The organism is Bacillus altitudinis 41KF2b (assembly GCF_000691145.1).
GTDB classification, from domain to species: domain Bacteria; phylum Bacillota; class Bacilli; order Bacillales; family Bacillaceae; genus Bacillus; species Bacillus altitudinis.
Window position 1 is genome coordinate 386700 of record NZ_ASJC01000003.1, and the last position, 21271, is coordinate 407970.

Here is a 21271-nt window from a genome sequence, read left to right on the forward strand (position 1 = left end):
GAATTCTCTCCTTTTCATTCGGTGTTACGTTAAATGCTTGATAATGGCCTCTGCGACGAGCTGTCCTGATTTTGTCACCATCGGAGTGCCGCCGCCTGGATGACTTGTGCCACCAACAAACCAAAGTCCTTCAATATCCTTTGATTGATTATTGATGCGAAAAAATGCCTGCTTGAATGAGTTTGACGACATGCCATAAATGGCCCCATGATACGCTCCCGTTTTTTGCTGCAAATCAAGCGGGGTTTGTACCGCTTCAAATTCTACAAGCTGGTCAAGATCAAAGAGACCCTTTTCCTTTAGTTTTGTTTTCATATGCTGACCATATGTCTCCTTTAGCATGTCCCAATTTTGCTCTTTTGTCACATATGGCGCATTGGCTAATACAAACAAGTTACTTCTTCCTGGTCCTCCGCTTAAAGCTGGCTCTGAATGACCTGAATAACAGATGTAAAGCGTCGGATCATGAGGAAGCTGTTTTTTCTGAAAAATATCCTTGAATTCTTGTTCATAATTCTCTGGAAAAAACACGTTGTGATGAGACAGTTGTTCATAGACTTTAGGGACGCCCAACAAAAGAACAAAACCTGATAACGATGGCTCAATGTTTGCCAGTTTTTGATTTCCAAAACTCGGGCGGTCTTCTTCATCAATTAATTGGCGATAAACAGTCAGTGCATCTGCCCCCACAATGACTTGATCTGCCTCATATAACTGTTGATCCGTTTCAACTCCTTGGATTCGCTTATTCTTTACATGAATCTTTTTGGCTGATTCATTGAGATGAATTTGGACACCCAATTCCTTTGCCAGTGTCTCAAATGCCTCAACTAAACGATACGTACCGCCCTTAATACCATAAATGCCTTTTTCTCCTTCTAAATAAGCCATCATATTAAAAATAGCAGGTGCCTCGTATGGCGAAGAGCCAATGTAAGTCGCATACCGGCCAAACATCGCCAATGTATGAGGATGACGAAAATATTGACGTAGCAAGCGCTGAACGGATGTAAAAGGTTTGACAGCAAGAAGGGCTTTCATTAGCTTGACATCCGCTTTATCCTTCCAAGTCAATAATAAACGATTTAAAAACTGATCCTCTGCCATTTGAAAAAGCTTCTTCGATTCCTGTAAAAATGCCCGGTATTGCTGTGCATCCTCTGGACTAAAAACTGCAATTTGTGATTCCATTTGCTCAATATCTGGCGTAAACTCGACCGTATGTCCATCTGCAAAAACGTTTTTAGTAAGGGGAGAAATCGGATAAAACGTCACATAATCCTCCATTCGTCTATGACAGGAGGTAAATACTTCTTCAAAATACGCCTTCATTGTAATGGTACTCGGTCCTAAATCAAAAGAGTAGCCAGACGCTTGATGGCGTTGTAATTTCCCGCCTAAAGAAGCTTCTTTTTCTAAAATGGTGACCTGGAAACCGCGTGACTGTAAGCGAATCGCAGCCGATAACCCGCCAAGTCCGCCGCCAATAATGATCACTTTTCTCATTCGTACCTTCTTCCTTTCCATTCATAGCCTTCTTTTTTCAGCCCAATTTTCATAGAAGCAAAACCAATGGCCATCAGGCTTATGATACTGACAGGCAATAAAAAGGCCATCGTAGATGTTCTTCCATTTTCGATATCAATGACCGCTTTAATGGATACACCCAGCCCGTAGCAAAGAAGGGCTAAACAGAGATTGACCACATCAAAATGAATCAGTGCGATCATAAAGCAAATAACAGGAACTACATAAAGGACGGAGTATAAACAAAAGACACTGCTTAACAAAGCAATGTTTCGATTCACTCCCGGGAACAAATTTTTCCGATATCCTTCCCATACTTCCTGTCCACTCTCATACATTCTCATGTAGACAAAAGAATGAATACTTGCCAGTGTGAACGGAAAGCCCTTCGCTTTCACTCGTTTAGCCAAAGCCATATCATCCACAAGAGAATCCTTGATCGCTTCATGACCACCTATTTCTTGATAACAGTTCTTTTCAATGGCAATAAAACCGCCATGTGCTGCGGCAAAAGCAGGATGTTGAGATGTTCTGACCCACTTCACTGGCAGATGACAGCCAATCGTAAACATCATCATAGGAACGACAAGATGCTCAAAAGGCGTTCCCGTTTTTTGCTCTGGGAAACCTGAGAGCATGCCCGTTTTTTGTATGCATAACTGCTTGTACACCGCTTCAATAGCTCCTTGTTTTAAGCGGACATCTGCATCTAAAAATAACAGCCAATCAGAAGATGCTGCCTCAGCAAGCTGGGAACAAGCATATGATTTTCCAAGCCAGCCGCGCTTCAATACTTGACCTGACTGCACACGAATCCATGGATATGTCTCTGCGAAGCCCTCTGCAATCATTCTCGTCTGATCTGTCGAGTGATCATCCAGCACGATCAACTCTTTCGGATGGAGACGCTGATCAACAATCGACTGAAGGCAGGCTTCCAGCCGTTTTTCTTCATTTCTCGCTGGAATGAGGATCGATAATGAAATGGGTTCATCAGGTGAAAGAGATGCCGGCTTGAGTACAGGAAATTGCTTCATATTCCAAATCGTAAACATCAATTGGCAGATCAGCAAAACGCTGATGACAATTAAGAAGACCGCCATGTTTTCACCCACTTTTTAAAGGAATCAAACGCATCACTAGTTGACCGGCTTGTCCTTGTCACCTGCCTAAATTGTTCGTTTGTTGAAAAATCTGGATCAGCAATAACCTGTGCTTGATGTGTGTTTAACTGTGTTTCAAGCAGGTCTCCGAGTAAACTTGTTACTTCCTTACTGCGAAGTGATTCGCCAGCTACTAGGACATCTTCTCCAAACTCAACCGATACCGTCGGTTTTTGAAATTGATTAAATGTATAATGCAGCGTCACAGGTTTGATGACGACCTGCTCAAATTGCCTGACTAAAAAAGAAGCTCCGCCTTCCAGTTCAAGCGGCCGTGTGTCTTGGTGCATAATTTTCCCCTGCGGGAAGAGCCACACAGCCCCGCCAGCCTCCATCTTCTCCTTTGCAGTCATTAATGCCTGCTTGACACTTTTCAGCTTCTCTTTATGAACTGGAAATGCACCAATTTTTTGAAAAAAAGCATATTGCTTCAACTGCTTCTCTTCCATCATCATGGCATGATCCAGCTCAGACATTTGTTCTATTAAAAGAAAAATGATCAGTCCATCCCACCATGAACTGTGATTGGCAAGATAAAGAACAGGATGTTTCTCCTTTGGATCAACCGTACCTTTCATCATGACACAGCGAAAATGTTTGTTCAGTAAATATCGTTCAAGATAAAAATAAAAGAGTCGTCTAAACGATCGGTTTTTGTCGCTTTCTTTCAAATCGAACCCTTCCTTCACACAAGATGACAATGATCAGTGCTAAATAAAAAATGACATCCAGCCCGCCCTTTAATGCTAAAAGACCAAAGAAGAACACCATGGCCTGATAAATACGCCCATTCCAGCGCAATGCCTGCTGATCAATGGAGACGAGCGGGAACAGAAATGAAAGTCCTGCTCCAATGATACCCCAGCTGACAAAATTCTCAAAAGGGATACCAAAGAAACCTCCGCCGTCATACCACACCCAAAACTTTCGTTCAGCTGCTACCGGATCTAATATGAGATCAAGCAGCACAATCCATATACCCGTTTCGACGGCTCGTTTCCACTTCGATTGTTGTCTTGATAAAAAAAGACTATTTAAAAACACACCAACCCATGCAAAAGCGATCGTCAAAGGTACTCCCGCCACAAGAAATCCAAGCGTCGGATAATAATCATAGGCCCCAAATGGAAAATCAGTTGTGATCCCCACCCATTCAACCGTAAACGTCAACACACCCACAATGGCTGCTCTTACGATCACAAAGCTCCATGCCCCGTAAATATTTCGGCCAATCTCAATGACGCAGCAGGCGTAAAGCACAAGAAAGATACCATTCGCAAACTGAAGCCATGCCGGCACTTCAAAAAAGACCATTAAAATAAGACCCACTACATACCATCCAACAAATACCCAACTCAATCTATACACGAAACCGCTCCTTTATTTCTACCAAATTCAAGAAAGCATTCATGCTTCTAGTATAGAAAAAAAGACACGTTCTATAAATAAACAATGCGCTTCTTATTTTCATCTAGGCACTCACCAAAAATCCCTTTTGACATACTTTAATTAGTGATCTAGAACAAAGGAGGCGAATTACTCTTGAATCGTTCCATTAAAGTCAGACTGGCATTCATATTCGTTGTCCTGCTCTTTATTCCATTTGTCGCCTGTAAAAAAGACCAAGAGCAGACCGTACAAGTAGCCGAGGTGACCCATTCGGTCTTTTATGCACCGCTTTATGTCGCCCTATCCGAAGGATTTTTCAAAGATGAAGGCTTAGAGGTTGAATTAAAAACCACTTGGGGCGGCGATAAAACAATGACAGCTCTCTTATCCGGCGGCGCTGATATCGCTCTGACCGGATCTGAATCTTCTATTTATGTGGAAGCACAAGACACGAAAGACTCTGTCATGAACTTTGCACAGCTGACACAAACAGACGGTACATTTCTTGTTTCAAGGGAAAAAATCAATCAATTCTCTTGGGATCAATTGAAAGGAAAGGACTTTCTCGGACAACGGAAAGGCGGCATGCCGCAAATGGTCGGTGAATATGTCCTGAAAAAAGAAGGCATTGATTTGAAACAGGATCTTCGCATGATTCAAAATATTGACTTTGCCAACATTTCAGGTGCTTTTTCCTCTGGAACTGGCGATTTTGTGCAGTTATTCGAACCGACAGCTTCCTTAATTGAAAAAGAAGGCAAAGGGTACATTACCGCCTCCTTTGGTGAGGCTTCCGGCAAGGTGCCTTATACCACCTTTATGGCAAAGAAGAGTTACTTAGAGGAAAACAAAGAGACAGCTGAAGCCTTTACTCGTGCCATTTACAAAGCGCAAAAATGGGTCAAAGCAAAGAACCCAGAGGAGATTGCCGAGACAATTCAATCTCAATTTCCTGATACAGACCTTGATGTCTTATCAACAGCCATTAAACGCTACAAGCAGCAGAACTCCTACGCAACAGATCCCCTTCTAAATGAAGAGGAATGGAACAAATTACAGGAAATCATGAAGGCAAGTGGTGAACTGCCGGAATTTATCCCGTACAAACAACTTGTCAATTCATCCATTGCCAAGAAGGTCACAGATCACAAATAGAACAGGAGGTAGCACATGTCTTTCCTTCAAATTGACCATGTGACCCACACGTACTTCTCTTTAAAAGAAAAAACAACGGCCATCAAGCACATCAATATGGAGATCACTCAAGGTGAATTTATCTCATTTATTGGTCCCAGCGGCTGCGGGAAAACAACCTTGCTGTCCATCATCGCAGGCATTACGCCACCCTCTGAAGGTCGAATTTTAATCGAAGGAAAAGAACCGAATCAACAGGAGCATCAAATCGGTTATATGCTCCAGCAAGATTATTTGTTCCCCTGGAAAACGATCAAGGAAAATGTCATTCTCGGGTTAAAAATTGCAAAACAAGATTCACATGAAGCCACCTCAGCTGCCCTTAGCTTACTGCCAAAGCTTGGACTCAATGATGTCGAAGATAAATACCCGAAGGAGCTGTCAGGCGGGATGAGGCAGCGTGCGGCTCTCGCCCGAACGCTTGCAGTTGATCCCGGACTGCTTCTGCTAGATGAGCCATTTTCAGCACTAGATTACCAGACGAAACTGACATTAGAAGACCTCGTCTTTCACACATTAAAAAACTACCAAAAAACGGCTGTTCTTGTCACGCATGACATCGGCGAAGCCATTGCGATGAGTGATCGCATTTTCTTATTCTCAAAGCATCCCGGCTCTATCCAGCGAATGTTTACGGTTCCAGATGATCTGAGGACGCTCTCTCCTTTTGAAGCGAGACAGACAGCAAGTTTCCAAGAGCTCTTTCAAACGATTTGGAAGGAGCTGAAGACAGTTGAAACACAGTGACCTTTTACATGAAGCCTATCGAAAAAAAGTTCGAATGGAAAAACGCATGACGCGAGTCTACCAGTTGATCATTTTCGCCAGTTTCTTTTCGCTTTGGGAGCTTGCGAGCCATTTCAGACTGATTGACCCGCTCATTTTCAGTTCACCATCTGCCGTCTGCCAATTGTTTGTACAAAAATTATCAGATGGTTCATTAATCAATCATATGAGCATTACGCTGTTTGAAACAGTGCTCGGCTTTCTACTTGGTACTTTTTGCGGCATTTTATTAGCCGCCGCCTTATGGTGGTCCACCCGTCTTGCAAATGTTCTTGATCCTTATTTGGTTATTTTAAATGCGATGCCGAAAGTTGCTCTCGCCCCCATTTTAATTGTTGCCCTTGGACCAGGCATGATCAGCATTGTCGCGATGGGTGCCATTATCAGTGTGATCATTACCACCATCGTCATTTATACAGCCTTTCAAGAAGTCGATGAGAATTATTTAAAGGTCATGAAAACCTTTGGCGCGAAAAAAAGAACGGTCTTCCGTGAGGTCATTTTGCCAGCAAGTATTCCAACGATGATCTCTGCCATTAAGGTCAATGTTGGTCTTTCTTGGGTTGGGGTCATTGTGGGGGAATTCCTTGTTTCCTCAAAAGGACTCGGCTATATGATCATCTATGGCTTTCAAGTCTTCAACTTTACACTCGTGTTCTTAAGTCTTTTCATTATCGCCGTCTTCGCCACCATCATGTATCAGCTTGTTGAATGGCTGGAACGCCGTTTTCTGCAAAAATAAAAAGCGCAGGGTCATGTCCCTGCGCTTTTTTTAACGAATCAAACCGTTCTTTTCTAAATAAGCAAGACTTTGTCTCAAGACATCATCTTTCATAATAAAACTGAAATTTTTATTTTTTGCGATGGATCTTGGTAAGTCTGCGAAAAGAACGGGTCCTTTCGTTTCAAAATACGTGTCCTGCTTGACGAGCCTTTCAATATCAGCGAAATAAATATTTTTGACAATGACTTTCTCTCTGCCAAGCACCTGATATTGACCAATATACGTTAATTCACGAACAACAGCACCCGTCTCTTCGTGAATCTCTCGTATAGCGGCTTGATCTGCTTCTTCATTTGGCTCTACTTTCCCTCCTGGAAACTCGTAGCCTCGATCCTCATGTTCAGTAAGTAGCCATTTTCCTTGATAGCGGCAAATAGCCCAAACATGCTTAGGATGACTTGAAAAAGGCTGCTCTTCAAAAGAGAGCTTGACCGTATTATGATAATAGTCTTTAAATACATGCATGTGAAATCCCTCATATCCTGTCCTTGCTTCTTGTAAAACATCATACCACAGATCACATTTCTCTGAAGAATTTTTATGAAAAGTGAAACAAACGAGTACTTCTATCTCGTCTGTATGTAAAATAAGTATTCTTGCTAAAACCTTTTTATCATCTCCATCCTCATCCCATTTTAATCATGAAACCTTTTGCCCATGATGACGTAAATCAATAAGTGTTTGTCCTACACAGACGAGGAGGAAACCAGCATGAGCATCACAAATGGATCAAAACAAGAAAATAACAAAGCATGGCCAATGAGGCAACATGAGAAAGAAGACGCTTCTCTTGAGAAAGTGAAGAAACACCTCATGAAAGGACAAAAGTTAGATTTAACAAAAGACAATCCAAACGTAGATCAAATTCATATCGGACTTGGCTGGGACTTATCTGGTCAGCCAATTGATTTAGATACGCAAGTGTTTCTCTTAAATGAAGAGGACAAGCTTCTGTCTCCAAAACACCTGATCTATTATCATCAGCAGCAAAGCTTAGATGGAGCTGTTCGCCATCTAGGTGATCATCAGGTCGGTGGAGGCCATCGGGACAATGAGATCATCATTATGCAACTGAGCAGAGTCTCACCCGATATTCAGAAAATCGTCGTAACAGCCACGATACATGATGCACACGAGCGGGCACATCATTTTGGACAGGTGACCAATGCCTACTTGCGCCTTTCAGATCAAATCACACAACAGGAGATTTGTACCTTTCAATTAACAGAGGATTATTCATTTTGTACATCCATCATTTGTGCTGAACTAACGAGAGTTGAGAACGAATGGAAAATCACCGCAACCGGACAAGGTACGACCCTTGATTTAAACGACCTATGCCGCATCTACGGATTCACATCTTGACAAAGGAAAGGAGCTGGCACAAATGGGATTTCATTTCAACACGATCGAAGAACTGACCTTACAAGCAGAAGGCAACGGGATCTTTTTTGCTAAAAAAGGCGCTATGATTGCCGATCAAGGTACATTTCAATACCGTAAACGATTACTTGGGACGAATAAAGGAAATATGGTCAGCCAAGTATTTAATCATATTAGCAGAAAATTAACAGGTGAAAACCTTGAGATGATGGAAGTGAGTGGACAAGGCACTTGCTACTTGGCTGATTCTAGCGAGCATGTGACCGTCATCAATCTTGAGCCGAACGGTCCTTGGCAACATGTTAGCGTGGAAAGTGAAGATTTACTTGCCTTTACTGAAGAATGTCACTATGGCGTGACACCAGTAGGCGTTGGGATTTTATCACAGAAAGGGCTATTTACTTCAAAGCTCTCGTATCAAGGTCACGGGGCGCAGGTTGCCATCAAAACAAATGGAAACCCGCTGATTTTAAAAGCACCTTGCCGTGTAGATCCTGACGCCATTGTCGCTTGGACGGGCAAAGCACCGAAAGTCAAATTAGATGTGAACTGGAAAACGTTCATTGGACAAACATCAGGCGAATCCTACTTGTTTGAATTTCATGAACAGGACCAAATTGTGATTATCCAGCCATCTGAACGAACATCTGGAATGCGGGTCGGGATAGATGATAACCGGTACAAACCCCAGAGTCAGAGTACCTCACACGAAATCACCAACTCACAGCAGGAAAATAGAGGCGGAATCAGTGATCTAATCGGCGGTATCTTACAGCCTCGAAAATAAAAGCATGTAGAATGTCTCTACATACTTTCAGATCGTTGACAAAAGGCTAAAATGAACTTTCTTTTAGCCTTTTGTCTTCTTTTCAGCGTGATAGAAAACCTTTGCAGTTTAGGAAGGACGAGTACTGGCGCAGAGCGAATTTGACATTCGTGAGCACCGGCACGCAGGACTGACAAAGAATGCGAGGGTTTGTCTACACGCTGAGCATGTAGAATGTCTCTACATGCTTTTTCAATTCATCAGTCCATTGGTCTCAATAAAGTTCTTTGTCTCTTCGTTACCGAGATCATGAATCATGGAATAAATTTCTTTTCTTTTCCTATCCATTTCGTCGTTTGGACTATCATAATGATATTCAAGAAATGGAACATGCGCCCGAAAGAAACCTTTCCAATCTGTCATATACTGTTCATCAAAATATTCTCTTAGCTGCAAGATTTGGTCATCATCTGCTTCTATCTGAAATTGCCAAGCAGCCACGTCTCTGTGCTGTGAGATTGATCCGTCTTGAACGGATACATAGTATGTGTGTCTCGCCATCTGATTCATCCTTTTTCCTTTAGTATGACCAGATATGAAGAAATTACGGCTTTTTGCGCAATTTATTTTTAATGATGTCTAACACATCAATAAACAACTGTGGAATAGGAATTCCGAGAGCTCTGGCTGTTGAGACAATCTGGTACGATTCATAAATAATATAAAAGATGAGCGCTAAATCCTTAATTGTCCCCCCAGTCTTCAGCATGACATCGAAGAAGTGTGCCATGGATATTAAAGAAATCGTCACAACCTTTCGAACAAGCCTGGTCAAAAAACGCTTCATCGTAAGTTGTCCAGTCACAGATTCTCTTAGGCTTGAACAAATTAATTCTATAGCCATGAGTGTCACTAATATCATGAGTAAATATCCTGCTCCACCAAACAGAAAGCCCATTGCCGACAAACTGACTGTAAACAACGAAAAGATGCCTAAATCCTTGCTCACTTGGCATCAACATCCTTTCATAGTGGAACTTCTTACCTCAATAGTATATGCCGCATTTGATGAATAGCTTGGACGACAAAAAATAAAGGCATGGTTAGCTGTGCAAAAAATTCGTGAAGCGCATAAAAAGAGCCGCCTGTGACGGCGGCTTTCTTGGTTAAACTCTGACATCAATAAACGTAGCATCTGAATCTTTGGGCTGAACAGCTTGAGGCTGCTGCTGCACTTGATCGAGCATCACCATAGCTTGTGCTGTGTTCGTGGCAAGCTGTGAATTCAATAAACTGATATTAAGTGTTTTTTGAATACTCGCCACTTGCTGGCTCATCATTCCTGCAATTGAGGACATTTTCTCCCCTCCCTTCCCTTTTCTCTTCGGCTGAAAGCCCCATCAATTCAATGGGCTGTCTGTCACAAATCCATAAAAAAAGAATGCCGATCTGTTTAATGATCGACATTCCTTTCACATTCGCTTATCCTAAGTATGCTTTAAGCATCCAGTTGTGTTTTTCAATGGATTGATGAATCGCAAGCAGCATATCACCTGTTGTTTCATCGCCAACTTCTGCAGCCAGCTCCATGCCTCGCTTAAGTTCTTCTGCAATATTAGAGAAATCATCATACAGATTTTTCACCATTTGCTCGGCTGATTCATTGCCTTCCGCTTCTTGAATGCTAGAAATTTCTAAGCACTCTTTCATTGTCGCAACAGGTTGTCCATTTAATGCGAGCATACGCTCAGCCAAATCATCGATATAAGTGGCTGTTTCTGTATATAATTCCTCGAATTTTTCATGGAGTGTAAAGAAATCTTTTCCCTTTACATACCAGTGATAGTTATGTAATTTTACGTAAAGCACAGTCCAATCTGCTACTTGTTTATTGACGACGTTTAATAATTTTTCAGACATGTTGATTCCTCCTTATGTAGTTGCGTTTAGTATGGGATTACCCTTTTTTTATTATACTGAAACCTGCCATCATTTTCTTCTATTTTGACCGCATGAAATATATGTTAATATGGAAATAAGGAGGGAGTTAGATGCTGTTACTTGGGATTATCAGCTTTATCATTATCTCAATCGTTGTCTTTTTATCACTGTGGACGACATCAAAGGCTTATGATTACAAGCATAAAGTCGATTCACCACAGGATGCTGAACCAAACCAACGTCCTAACCCAAAATAAAACCGCTTTCAATGATGTGAGGTATCTTCTTCTTCAGTAGATGAACTCTCTTTTTTCACATCACCTACATGGATGTTTGTCTTCGGCATATTATGCTGCTGTTTAGCTGTCACATGGACTTGTATGATATAAAGGCCATCTTGTTTGAAAGCTGTATGCAATTCATATACACCTTTCTCCTTTTTCTTTGGCTGAATCATCTTGCTGTTATCCTTGTCGCCATCTTTCCACACTTCAAATTGAACATCATCTGCATCATCAACAGGCGTATCACCATATGTGACAGCTGCTTTTACGATAACGTTTTCATTTTTCTCCACTTGCTCCGGCCCTGTTAGTTTGACTTCTAATAGCTCAGGCACTTCTCCCTTGTCATTGCTCGCTGCCGAGTTTCCACATGCACTAAGTAATGCGAGCATCAAAATGATTCCTACCATTTTCCGCATTCGTGTATCCCCCTTTTTTACTGACATGTCCATTTTAACAAATATCCCCTATTTTAACAGCTCTCGTTTCATTTCATATAAAAAACCGGACATTCAATATGTCCGGTTCATCATCTTACTGATTATCCAAATACTTTTAATAGCTCTTCTTGATCCTGAGACAGCCAGAAACGCATTAAACGTTTTGCTCCTTCAAGATCATGAAGCTTCGCTTGACCGCACTGCTCTTCATTTGCAGCAGGAATTTCTGTTACTTCCACTGCATCTTTGAATGTTGCATCAAGCAGTTCAACGATCTCTCTTGGTGTCGGTGCACCGCTGACAACTAAATAGTAGCCAGTCTGGCAGCCCATCGGAGAAATATCAATGATATCAAAATGATCGTATTTCTCTGAGTGTGTTCTAATATTAAACGCAAGTAAATGCTCTAATGTATGAATCGTATCAGGTTTCATTGCCTGCTTGTTTGGCTGACAAAAACGGATATCAAATTTGTTCACTTCTCCATCTGATCCCACTTTATGAACGCCGCAATGACGAACGTAAGGTGCTTTTACAGCATTATGGTCAAGTTCAAAGCTTTCAACTGAAGGCATTAATCACCACTCCTATAATTGCAATTTCCTATATTATAACATATTGTTCCGACCAGTTTAGTTTATAAAACTTCCCTTCCTTGTCCTTTTTTCTTATACTGTGAAAAGACAGACAAGGAGGAACCTCTATGAAACAAATTTTTATCGGCATCATTCGCTTTTATCAAAAATGCATTTCCCCTCTAACACCGCCGAGCTGCAGGTTTTACCCCACTTGCTCAAACTACGGGCTAGAGGCGATCAAAACGCACGGCGCTTTAAAAGGCGGATGGCTCACGATTAAGCGAATTTTAAAATGTCACCCGCTGCATCCTGGAGGCATGGATCCAGTCCCACCTAAAAAGGAAAAATAACTTACTTTTCTTCATAACCATTGACAACTAAGTCAAGCTTACCTGTCCCAGGATCAATCACTAGACCATGCACAGGCACATCAGATGGAAGAAGCGGATGATTTTTAACGACAGACACACTGTCCTTCACGCTATCTTCAACTGAGCTAAAGCTTTTGAGCCACTGTTGAAAATCGATCCCTGAGTATTCCAGTACTTCAATTCGTTTTTCGGGAATACCGCGCTCAACGGCTTTATTTAAGAGGGTTTGGCTGTCTATTTTACTCATACCACAATCGTGATGCCCAATGACGTACACCTCGTCAGCATTCAATTCATAAACAGCCACTAAAATGCTTCGCATAATACTTCCAAATGGGTGAGAAACAAGAGCGCCAGCACTTTTGACAATTTTAATATCGCCATTTTTCATGTTCATGGCGCGCGGAAGCAGTTCAACAAGTCTTGTATCCATACATGATAGAATGACAGCTTTTTTCTGTGGAAACTTCGTTGTTGTAAACTCTTCATATCGCTTCTCTTCAATAAATTGTTGGTTATATTCGATGATTTCGTCTAAAAGTTTCATAAGTTTGTCCATTCCTTTTTCTTTTTTTAAAAATAAATATAGCACAATGTTTTAAATTTCGTCACGTTTTGACGTCTATTTTTTTAGAGGAAACATCTTCTGATGAAAATTTTTTAATTTCCTCTTTTCAAATCGTAATTATTACGATACAATAACTCAGGACATTAAATCGTAATCATTTCTATCTAATAGGTTGAGAGGAGACATTCTTAGATGAAAAAAATCTTTTTTATTTTAACAGCTGCTTTATTAGCGGTCGGTCTTGCCGCTTGCTCAAGCAGTGCGGGGACAAATGCTTCAAAAGGAAAAGCAGACGGGAAATTAACCATTTACACGACGATCTTCCCTATTCAAGATTTCACTGAAAAAATTGGCGGCTCTCACGTGAACGCTCAAAGTGTGTACCCTGCCAATGCAGATGCACACAGCTTTGAACCAAGTTCAAAAACGATGGTTGAAATGGCTGAAGGAGATGCCTTTATTTACAGCGGAACAGGCGCTGAAGCATTTGCTGATAAAACGGCTTCTACGTTAAAAGACCAAGGCGTGAAAACAGTGAAAGCAGCTGAAGGCATCAAGCTATTATCAACACAAGAAGAACATGCTCATGAAGAAGGTGAGGACCATGATCACGATCATGAAGGTGAAGATCATGACCATGATGGACACGACCACGGAGATAAAGATCCCCATGCATGGCTAGACCCTGTTTATGCACAGCAAATGGCAAAAAACATTAAAGACACACTTGTTTCACTAGATCCAGATCATAAAGACGAATACACAAAAAACTATGAATCACTAAAAAAAGAATTACAATCGTTAGATCAGGAATTCAAAACAACGTTATCTAAAGCAAAACATAAAGAAATTCTTGTTTCTCACGCAGCATACGGCTACTGGGAAAAGCGCTATGGCATTGAGCAAATCAGTGTACTAGGACTCTCTGCTTCTGAAGAGCCTTCCCAAAAACAGCTTGAAAATATCGTACAACAGGCAGAAAAGCATCACATCAAGTATGTCATTTTTGAAAATAACGTCAGCAGTAAAGTATCAGATACGATTCGCAGTGAAATTGGGGCAAAAAGCCTTACACTGAAAAATCTAGAATCCATTACAGAAGATGATGCTAAAAATGGCGAAAGCTATGTCAGCTTAATGAAACAAAATTTAAACACATTAAAAACAGCTTTAAATGTTGAATGAATTCATGAACCCCGAGCGATCAGCCGGGGTTTTTTACTGCACAAAAAAACACACCATGATCAGGTGTGTTTCTTTGTTTACATTTGATATTTTTTCTTAAACTGCTCCGCTCTGCCGCCTTTTTCTCCGAATTTCTGGCGTCCTGTATAAAATGGATGCGTATCAGAGCTTGTCTCTACTTTAATGACAGGATAAGTCTTCCCATCTTCCCACTCTACGGTCTCATGTGATGTCTTTGTTGATCTACTTAAGAAGCGGTAACCGCTGTTTACGTCCATAAATACAACTTCATGTGAGGTTGGATGAATATCTCTTTTCAATGTCAAAACTCCCTTCATCATTAAAACGTAACGATTACGTTTTATAATTATATTCTACTCCCTCTTTTACAACTTGTCAAAAAACAAGCTTTCTTAGTCAGGAAGAATAATCTAAAAATGGTGGAGAATAATAAACACCATCAAAAGAGATGCGATAAGAAAGGCGGAGAAAAAATTGACTGATCTCGTTTTAGCTAGAAGTCTGTTCGGCACAACAATGGGCTTCCATATTATTTATGCCTCGCTTGGCGTAGGCATCCCGCTAATGATTTTGTTAGCTGAACTCATCTTTCAAAAAACGAAGGACCCGCATTATGCCATCATGGCCAAACGATGGACAAAAGCGCAGGCTGTTCTGTTAGGGGTCGCCATTCCAACCGGTACCATTGCTGGTACGCAGCTTGCCCTTCTATGGCCTGGTTTTATGGAGGTCATCGGAAAAGTCATGTCACTGCCATTTCAAATAGAAATTTATGCTTTCTTTATTGAAGCATTATTTATGTCTATTTATGTGTACGCAGCAGATCGTCTATCACCAGCCATGCGCATCATTACCGTTATTTTCGTTGTCATTGGTGCAGCAGCTTCAGCGATTCTCATTACAAACGTACATGCTTTTGAAGGAACACCCGCTGGCTTTCAAATGGTCAATGGAGAAATAACGAATATCGAACCTTGGAAGGCATTTTTCAATCCAAGTTTTGTTGTCACTGCTACACATGTAGTACTGTCTGCTTTTACAACAGGCGCTTTTGTCATTGCTTCTGTCGCTGCATTTAAAATGTTGAAAACAAGAAAAAACGAAAAGCTCTATACCTTTCATCGAAAAGCCCTTTTTCTTGGACTGATTGTTGGTGGACTTTTCTCTTTTCTCACAGCCTTAAACGGTCACGAATCAGCTCAGCTTCTGTATGAATATCAGCCTGAAAAATTAGCGGGTGCTGAAGGTTTATTTGAAACGCAATCACATGCGCCTCTGGCTATTGGCGGTTTTACTGATGCCAATACGCAAGAAATCAAAGGAGCTATCGAAATCCCTTGGGCGCTTAGTTTTCTTGCAGGAAATAGCTTTGATACTGTGGTTAAAGGGTTAAATGATTTTCCTAGGGACGAGTGGCCGCCTTTATTTATTCACACATTATTTAACGGAATGGTCATTATCGGCTCATTGCTCATTTTCTTTGCTGTGTTAGCACTGTTTTACCGCAAAATTTTAAAACGCGCTCATTATCCAAAATGGCTGCTTGTCCTTTATTTATTTGGCGGGCCTCTTAGTCTTTTGGCGATTGAATTTGGCTGGATCTTTGCCTGTACAGGCCGTCAGCCATGGGTGATTTATCGAATGCTCAAAACCTCTGAAGTCGTCACATCATCAGGATCTATCGGTACACTTTTCATCCTTTTTGCCATTGTCTATCTCATTTTAGGCATCGCAACTGTGATTGTACTGACGTACTACTTTAGAAAACATTCAATTGAAGAAGACTTACGGTTAACAGAATCTTAAAAAGGGAGCGATCTTGATGCAAATGGATGTAACAACTGATGCACTCATTGCAATCACCATCTTATGGGGATTCGTGTTTATCTATGCAGTGATGGCATCAATGGATTTCGGTGCAGGATTTTGGTCAATGATTTACATGAACAAAGAGCAGACAAAGGCCGCAAATATCGCAAATAAGTATCTTTCTCCAACTTGGGAAGTAACAAACGTCTTCATTGTGGCCATCGTCGTTGCCTTGTTTAGCCTGTTTCCAGGTGCAACATTTGTGCTAGGCACTGTTCTATTAATACCCGGCAGCATTATTTTGTTGCTTCTTGCACTGCGAAGCGGATTTCTCGTCTTCTCTCATTCACTACCTAAAAAATATAGAAAAGCCGTGACATATATTTCAGGAATTAGCGGCTTTATTATTCCGTCCATCCTCATCATGGTTCTCCCCATTACACATGGTGGATTCATCTTTCAGGAGAATAATGTCTACTCATTAGATTTAGGATTGGTCTTTACAAGCGCAAATGTCTATTCTTTCGTAGGTTTTGCGATTTTCAGTACCCTTTTCCTCTCATCTTTGCTTTTAGCTGATTTTTCTAATGTTGCAAACGAAGATGAGGCTTATAACATTTATAGAAGAGGAGCACTGATTACGGGTCCGCTTTCTCTCATGATGGCTTTCTTTATCATGCTCACACTGAGAAGTGAGGCCAATTGGCTGTTCACAAAAATGATGCAGAACATCCCGATCCTTCTTGTTTCTCTACTCATGTTTTTGCTTGCAGGTTTGGCTCTATTTTTACCAAACAGCCGCTTTAAACATCGGAAAGGGAGACCACGTTTAGCGGTTATCGCCATTACAATTCAATATTTCTTAGCAAGCTATGTGTATGGACATGCGCATTTGCCCTATATGGCCTATCCTGATATTACCATCATGTCTGGGTTTACAGATCCCGTAACATTTAGGGCATTATTTATTACGTATATTGTAGGGTTTATCATCCTATTCCCTGGGTTCTACTTCTTCTGGAAATTGTTTATGAAAGATAAGCGTTATATTCGTCAGGAAGATTAACATGAATGAACGCCCCTTACTTCGGTTACATTATAGATGAAAGACATACTCAAAAGGAGGTCATCTGTATGAGTCAAAAAATCCTTTGTGAAGTAAACAACTGTTCCTACTGGAATGCTGGAAATCGTTGTGGTGCAGATGCAATTTATGTCGTCAGCCATACAGGAAATACGGCTGAGAAAAGTGAAGAAACTGACTGTAAAACATTTAAACCTCAAGACCTTTAAGTCTCATTAAAGGAGGCGCTTCGCTTTGAAAAACGATCGGCTTGCTCAAACGTTTCTTGAAGAAATTCAGGACGCGGACGAGGCTGCATTTTATCAAGCAGCTCACTCCTTTTTAAATCTTTGGGATTATGAATACGGACATGTTTCCGACATGCCCAATGACATGCATCAGTATATTGGCCAGCTTGCTTACGACAGCGGGCTTGTAGAAGAGTAAGAAAGAGCGGATGACCGCTCTTTCTTTTTGTTCAGACAGGAAGGAAAAACTTTCCTCAACTATACAGTGGTTCTATGGATGGTGCAAATGGCGATTCATTCGTTTTCATTTCACAAAATCATGTTTTGTAAACACATCAATTTTATCTGAGAAAGAACGAAGCGCTTGATAATCAACTTCTACACCCATACCTGGAGAACGCGGTACTTCAATAAACCCATTTTCAACTTTAATTTCAGGAAAAATGATATCCTGCTCCCAATATTTCGACGATGCTGAAATATCCCCAGGAATCGTAAATTGCGGAAGTGATGCAAGTGCCACGTTTTGCGCGCGAGAAATGCCTGTTTCAATCATTCCCCCGCACCATAACGGAATCTGCTGCTCCTTGCAGAACGCATGAATCTTAAGTGCTTCAGTCAGCCCTCCAACTCGTGAAGGCTTCACATTAATAATCTGACAGCTTCCAAGTTCTACAGCTTTTCTCGCATCATCTAAAGAACAAATACTTTCATCCAAACAGATTGGTGTTTTTAAATGCTTTTGCAAATGCCGATGATCGACAATGTCATCTGCAGCTAAAGGCTGTTCAATCATTAATAAACGAATATCGTCGAGCTGCTTCAGTTTGCTAATATCTTTTAATTCATAAGCAGAGTTTGCGTCCGCCATTAACGGAAGGTGAGGGAAAGACTCTCTTAACTTTTGTAGAAGTCCAATATCTTGTCCCGGCTTAATCTTCACTTTCACACGCTGATAGCCTTGATCAACAAATTGCTCGATTTGCTGAATCATATCATCTATTGGTCCTAACCCCGCAACGACACCAGATGGAATTCTATCTCTAGTACCGCCTAAGACGTCACGTAAGGACTTATTTTCTCGCTTCGCATAAATATCCCACACAGCTGCCTCAATTCCCGCTTTGGCCATTCTATTGCCTTTAAAATGGTACAAGCTGTCTGGTATGTCCGAAGGATGTGTAAAAGATCGGGTCAGCACGTTCGGGATAAAGAAAGCCCTGAGCATGTGATAGCAGGTCTCGATGGTTTCTTCTGTATACCACGGAGAAGAGAAGGCAGATACCTCTCCCCATCCAGTTAATCCTGTTTGATCTTTGACCTCGACAATAATAAACTCACGCTCTGAAATGGTCCCAAGGCTCGTTGTAAACGGCTGTTTGAGTTTCATCGTGACATGATATAAGATCACACGTTCAATTTGAATCATCTAAAAACCCCTTTGATTTGAGTCTGTGCCTCTGCAATTTATTCGACGCATTCCTTGGCAGCTCATCCACAAAGTGAAAAGCGGCGGGCCATTTATACTTGGCTAATTGCGACTGACACAAAGCATAGAGCTCATTCTCCGGAATCTGCTCATCTGTCACAAGGAAGGCAGTAGGTACCTCTCCCCATTTTTTATCATACATACCTGTCACTCCGGCTTCCTTTACATTTGGATGTGTTAAAAGAACTGCTTCAATTTCTGCTGGATAAATATTTTCTCCACCAGAAATAATTAAGTCTGACCGGCGATCAAGCACAAATAAGAATCCGTCCTCATCTACATAGCCAATATCACCCGTTTTCAGCCAGCCCTGCTCAAATGCAGCAGCTGTTGCCTCTTGACGATAAAGGTAGCCTTTCATGACATTTGCACCTTTTACCATGATTTCACCATGCTCAAAAGGACGACACGGACGGTTCTCATCTTGAATCTTTAATTCACACCCAAAAAGGGGCTTTCCCGCTGATCCAAGCTTTTCCACACTAAATTCAGGCGCAAGCGTCACAATTTGCGAGCAGGTCTCCGTCATACCGTACGATTGAAACACAGGAAATCCTTTCTCCTTACTCTCTTGAAGCATCGCATAAGGTGCAGGACCTCCCCCTAACAGCAGGCAGCGCAAAGAAGACGGACATTCTTCAAGTCCACTTAATAAACGGGACAGCATGGTTTGAACAACTGACAACATCGTCACTCGATGCTGTTCAATAGCATTCTTGACTTCATCGACATCAAACTTTTGATGAAGCACGACAGTCATACCGTATATGACAGATTTAAATATAGCGGATAAACCGCTTATATGAAAAAGAGGCAAGGCAATGAGCCAGCGGTCGTCCTCCCTGATCCCTAAATTCAATGCCGAGGAAATAGCACTATGAAAATGATTGCCAAACGTTTGCTCCACCCCTTTAGGGCGTCCTGTCGTTCCAGATGTATACATAATCGTCGCCGTCTCATTTAAATCAATATCATGTACGACCTTCTTTTCCATATCATGATCTGCATCAGGTAAAGTCTCTATTGTATAAACAGGTAAATCACCATGATGCTCATTTGCATATGCAGGCTCTGTTAATAAAGCCATGACTTTCGCATCTTCCAACTGAAAACGTCTCTCTGCTTTTGTTAACTTATTGTTCAATAACACAATCTTGAAGCCTAATAAAAAACAAGCGTGAACAAGCATGACCATGTGAGGATGGTTGTTCATTAAAATCGCAACCGTATCCCCTTTTTTAAAAGATGCACGTGTCAGTCGATTCGCAAGTTGGTCTACATCATTGGCTAAATCACGAAATGTCCACTCTTTGTCTTGATAAATGAGTGCGACCCGGTCTGGCGTTAAATACGCACGGTGCAGCAGCCAATTGGGTTGCTTCATCATGACACCTCCTTTTCATAAAAGAAAACAGCTCAGTCTGATGCACTAAGCTGTTTTCATCCGTATCATTGAATCAAGGGAAACGAGGGAACTGACCGAAGTCTGGCTTCCGTTTTTCCTTAAAGGAATCGCGTCCTTCTTTTGCTTCATCTGTTGTGTAATAAAGAAGGGTCGCATCTCCTGCAAATTGCTGAATACCAGCTAATCCATCTGTGTCCGCATTAAATGCAGCTTTCAAGAATCGTAAAGCAGTCGGGCTCTTTTCTAGCATGTCCTCACACCACTTCACTGTTTCTTCTTCCAGCTGCTCTAATGGTACAACTGTGTTGACAAGTCCCATATCAAGCGCTTCTTGTGCATTGTATTGACGGCATAAGTACCAGATCTCTCTTGCTTTCTTATGACCCACAATACGTGCAAGATAGCCAGATCCATAACCAGCATCAAAGCTGCCCACTTTTGGTCCTGTTTGTCCAAAAATCGCATTGTCTGCTGCAATCGTGAGGTCACACACGACATGAAGCACATGCCCGCCGCCAATCGCATAGCCCGCAACCATCGCAATAACTGGTTTTGGAATGACACGAATTAAACGCTGTAAGTCTAGGACGTTTAGACGTGGAATTTGATCGTCTCCTACATAGCCGCCATGCCCGCGTACTTTTTGGTCTCCACCTGAACAGAATGCTTTTCCTCCAGCACCTGCAAGGACAATGACACCAACATCTGAATTATCACGAGCACGTGAGAATGCATCAATTAATTCACTTACAGTCTTTGGTGTAAATGCATTATGTACATGCGGACGGTTAATGGTAATTTTTGCAATCCCATTATATGTTTCATATAAAATTTCGTCATACTGACGCTCAGTTTGCCATTCAATAGCCATCAATAT

28 protein-coding genes are annotated in these 21271 nt (G+C 41.5%); 12 read left to right on the plus strand and 16 right to left on the minus strand.

Features of this window, described 5'->3' with window-relative positions; genetic code table 11:
- Nucleotides 1-24 precede the first annotated feature (24 nt).
- From BA79_RS08200 to BA79_RS08215, 4 genes are read right to left on the minus strand one after another with little or no spacing between them, the layout of a single operon-like run.
- Nucleotides 25-1506, minus strand: a complete 1482-nt coding sequence (locus BA79_RS08200) for a phytoene desaturase family protein (protein WP_035702122.1) — start codon at nt 1504-1506, stop codon at nt 25-27.
- Nucleotides 1503-2630, minus strand: coding sequence for a glycosyltransferase family 2 protein (locus tag BA79_RS08205; protein WP_035702124.1), 1128 nt, complete (start codon nt 2628-2630; stop codon nt 1503-1505). Before BA79_RS08205 ends, BA79_RS08200 begins: the two co-directional genes overlap by 4 nt.
- Nucleotides 2615-3361, minus strand: a complete 747-nt coding sequence (locus BA79_RS08210) for a lysophospholipid acyltransferase family protein (protein ID WP_035702126.1) — start codon at nt 3359-3361, stop codon at nt 2615-2617. The genes BA79_RS08205 and BA79_RS08210 overlap by 16 nt, the downstream gene beginning before the upstream one ends.
- Nucleotides 3330-4058: a carotenoid biosynthesis protein gene (locus BA79_RS08215; protein ID WP_017358367.1), complete on the minus strand. Its 729-nt coding sequence runs from the start codon at nt 4056-4058 to the stop codon at nt 3330-3332. The genes BA79_RS08210 and BA79_RS08215 overlap by 32 nt, the downstream gene beginning before the upstream one ends.
- Before the next feature lie 174 nt (nt 4059-4232).
- Here BA79_RS08215 and BA79_RS08220 point away from each other — a divergent pair, with 174 nt between their 5' ends.
- Genes BA79_RS08220 through BA79_RS08230 form a run of 3 tightly spaced genes read left to right on the plus strand, consistent with a single transcriptional unit; the run spans nt 4233 to nt 6801 of the window.
- On the plus strand, nt 4233-5234 hold the full coding sequence (locus BA79_RS08220; protein ID WP_035702129.1) for an ABC transporter substrate-binding protein: 1002 nt from the start codon (nt 4233-4235) through the stop codon (nt 5232-5234).
- A gap of 15 nt (nt 5235-5249) precedes the next feature.
- A complete protein-coding gene (locus tag BA79_RS08225; protein WP_035702132.1) occupies nt 5250-6020 on the plus strand; it encodes an ABC transporter ATP-binding protein in 771 nt (256 codons plus the stop codon).
- 34 nt (nt 6021-6054) lie between these two features.
- Nucleotides 6055-6801 (plus strand): ABC transporter permease, encoded by a 747-nt coding sequence (locus BA79_RS08230; protein ID WP_370529235.1) that lies wholly within the window; start codon nt 6055-6057, stop codon nt 6799-6801.
- A gap of 30 nt (nt 6802-6831) precedes the next feature.
- On the opposite strand, the gene ytkD is transcribed toward BA79_RS08230, so the two are convergent.
- Entirely contained in the window at nt 6832-7308 is a 477-nt protein-coding gene (gene ytkD, locus BA79_RS08235) for an RNA deprotection pyrophosphohydrolase (protein WP_008342951.1), read from the minus strand.
- A gap of 246 nt (nt 7309-7554) precedes the next feature.
- Between ytkD and BA79_RS08240 the strand changes: the two genes are divergently transcribed.
- On the plus strand, nt 7555-8208 hold the full coding sequence (locus BA79_RS08240) for a TerD family protein (RefSeq protein ID WP_035702135.1): 654 nt from the start codon (nt 7555-7557) through the stop codon (nt 8206-8208).
- 22 nt (nt 8209-8230) lie between these two features.
- On the plus strand, nt 8231-9013 hold the full coding sequence (locus BA79_RS08245; RefSeq protein ID WP_008342947.1) for an AIM24 family protein: 783 nt from the start codon (nt 8231-8233) through the stop codon (nt 9011-9013).
- Between the two features lie 231 nt (nt 9014-9244).
- Here the strand turns inward: BA79_RS08245 and BA79_RS08250 are convergent, their stop codons facing one another.
- The 4 genes from BA79_RS08250 to BA79_RS08265 all read right to left on the minus strand — a co-directional run bounded on the left by BA79_RS08250 (nt 9245) and on the right by BA79_RS08265 (nt 10912).
- Entirely contained in the window at nt 9245-9553 is a 309-nt protein-coding gene (locus BA79_RS08250; protein ID WP_035702138.1) for a hypothetical protein, read from the minus strand.
- Between the two features lie 43 nt (nt 9554-9596).
- Nucleotides 9597-10001, minus strand: coding sequence for a phage holin family protein (locus BA79_RS08255; RefSeq protein ID WP_035702140.1), 405 nt, complete (start codon nt 9999-10001; stop codon nt 9597-9599).
- 157 nt (nt 10002-10158) lie between these two features.
- Nucleotides 10159-10350: a hypothetical protein gene (locus BA79_RS08260; RefSeq protein ID WP_008342942.1), complete on the minus strand. Its 192-nt coding sequence runs from the start codon at nt 10348-10350 to the stop codon at nt 10159-10161.
- A gap of 124 nt (nt 10351-10474) precedes the next feature.
- Nucleotides 10475-10912, minus strand: coding sequence for a Dps family protein (locus tag BA79_RS08265; RefSeq protein WP_007501934.1), 438 nt, complete (start codon nt 10910-10912; stop codon nt 10475-10477).
- 131 nt (nt 10913-11043) lie between these two features.
- Between BA79_RS08265 and ytzI the strand changes: the two genes are divergently transcribed.
- Nucleotides 11044-11190, plus strand: a complete 147-nt coding sequence (gene ytzI / locus BA79_RS08270) for a YtzI protein (protein WP_017358370.1) — start codon at nt 11044-11046, stop codon at nt 11188-11190.
- 8 nt (nt 11191-11198) lie between these two features.
- Here the strand turns inward: ytzI and BA79_RS08275 are convergent, their stop codons facing one another.
- The gene (locus BA79_RS08275; protein WP_017358371.1) at nt 11199-11636 is read right to left on the minus strand and encodes a FixH family protein; all 438 of its coding nucleotides are present in this window, start codon (nt 11634-11636) and stop codon (nt 11199-11201) included.
- A 122-nt stretch (nt 11637-11758) separates the two neighbouring features.
- Nucleotides 11759-12232: an S-ribosylhomocysteine lyase gene (locus BA79_RS08280; RefSeq protein WP_008342935.1), complete on the minus strand. Its 474-nt coding sequence runs from the start codon at nt 12230-12232 to the stop codon at nt 11759-11761.
- Nucleotides 12233-12360: 128 nt separating this feature from the next.
- On the opposite strand from BA79_RS08280, the gene yidD reads away from it, so the two are divergent.
- The gene (yidD, locus tag BA79_RS08285; RefSeq protein WP_008342933.1) at nt 12361-12585 is read left to right on the plus strand and encodes a membrane protein insertion efficiency factor YidD; all 225 of its coding nucleotides are present in this window, start codon (nt 12361-12363) and stop codon (nt 12583-12585) included.
- Nucleotide 12586: 1 nt separating this feature from the next.
- Here the strand turns inward: yidD and BA79_RS08290 are convergent, their stop codons facing one another.
- Nucleotides 12587-13153, minus strand: coding sequence for a beta-class carbonic anhydrase (locus BA79_RS08290; RefSeq protein WP_035702198.1), 567 nt, complete (start codon nt 13151-13153; stop codon nt 12587-12589).
- Between the two features lie 213 nt (nt 13154-13366).
- Between BA79_RS08290 and BA79_RS08295 the strand changes: the two genes are divergently transcribed.
- Nucleotides 13367-14359, plus strand: a complete 993-nt coding sequence (locus BA79_RS08295) for a metal ABC transporter solute-binding protein, Zn/Mn family (protein WP_025207846.1) — start codon at nt 13367-13369, stop codon at nt 14357-14359.
- Between the two features lie 77 nt (nt 14360-14436).
- Here the strand turns inward: BA79_RS08295 and BA79_RS08300 are convergent, their stop codons facing one another.
- The gene (locus tag BA79_RS08300) at nt 14437-14679 is read right to left on the minus strand and encodes a type B 50S ribosomal protein L31 (RefSeq protein ID WP_017358374.1); all 243 of its coding nucleotides are present in this window, start codon (nt 14677-14679) and stop codon (nt 14437-14439) included.
- Between the two features lie 175 nt (nt 14680-14854).
- On the opposite strand from BA79_RS08300, the gene BA79_RS08305 reads away from it, so the two are divergent.
- From BA79_RS08305 to BA79_RS08315, 4 genes are all read left to right on the plus strand, one after another.
- Nucleotides 14855-16186 (plus strand): cytochrome ubiquinol oxidase subunit I, encoded by a 1332-nt coding sequence (locus BA79_RS08305; RefSeq protein ID WP_035702143.1) that lies wholly within the window; start codon nt 14855-14857, stop codon nt 16184-16186.
- Between the two features lie 22 nt (nt 16187-16208).
- On the plus strand, nt 16209-17255 hold the full coding sequence (locus tag BA79_RS08310) for a cytochrome d ubiquinol oxidase subunit II (protein ID WP_169476099.1): 1047 nt from the start codon (nt 16209-16211) through the stop codon (nt 17253-17255).
- Nucleotides 17256-17323: 68 nt separating this feature from the next.
- Complete coding sequence (locus BA79_RS19015) at nt 17324-17482, plus strand: DUF1540 domain-containing protein (RefSeq protein WP_008360682.1); 159 nt, start codon at nt 17324-17326, stop codon at nt 17480-17482.
- 25 nt (nt 17483-17507) lie between these two features.
- On the plus strand, nt 17508-17699 hold the full coding sequence (locus BA79_RS08315) for a hypothetical protein (RefSeq protein ID WP_017358376.1): 192 nt from the start codon (nt 17508-17510) through the stop codon (nt 17697-17699).
- Between the two features lie 105 nt (nt 17700-17804).
- Here the strand turns inward: BA79_RS08315 and menC are convergent, their stop codons facing one another.
- From menC to menB, 3 genes are all read right to left on the minus strand, one after another.
- Nucleotides 17805-18929 (minus strand): o-succinylbenzoate synthase, encoded by a 1125-nt coding sequence (gene menC, locus BA79_RS08320; RefSeq protein WP_035702147.1) that lies wholly within the window; start codon nt 18927-18929, stop codon nt 17805-17807.
- Complete coding sequence (locus BA79_RS08325) at nt 18916-20376, minus strand: o-succinylbenzoate--CoA ligase (protein WP_035702150.1); 1461 nt, start codon at nt 20374-20376, stop codon at nt 18916-18918. Before BA79_RS08325 ends, menC begins: the two co-directional genes overlap by 14 nt.
- Nucleotides 20377-20446: 70 nt before the next feature.
- A complete protein-coding gene (gene menB, locus BA79_RS08330; protein ID WP_008342913.1) occupies nt 20447-21265 on the minus strand; it encodes a 1,4-dihydroxy-2-naphthoyl-CoA synthase in 819 nt (272 codons plus the stop codon).
- Nucleotides 21266-21271 lie beyond the last annotated feature (6 nt).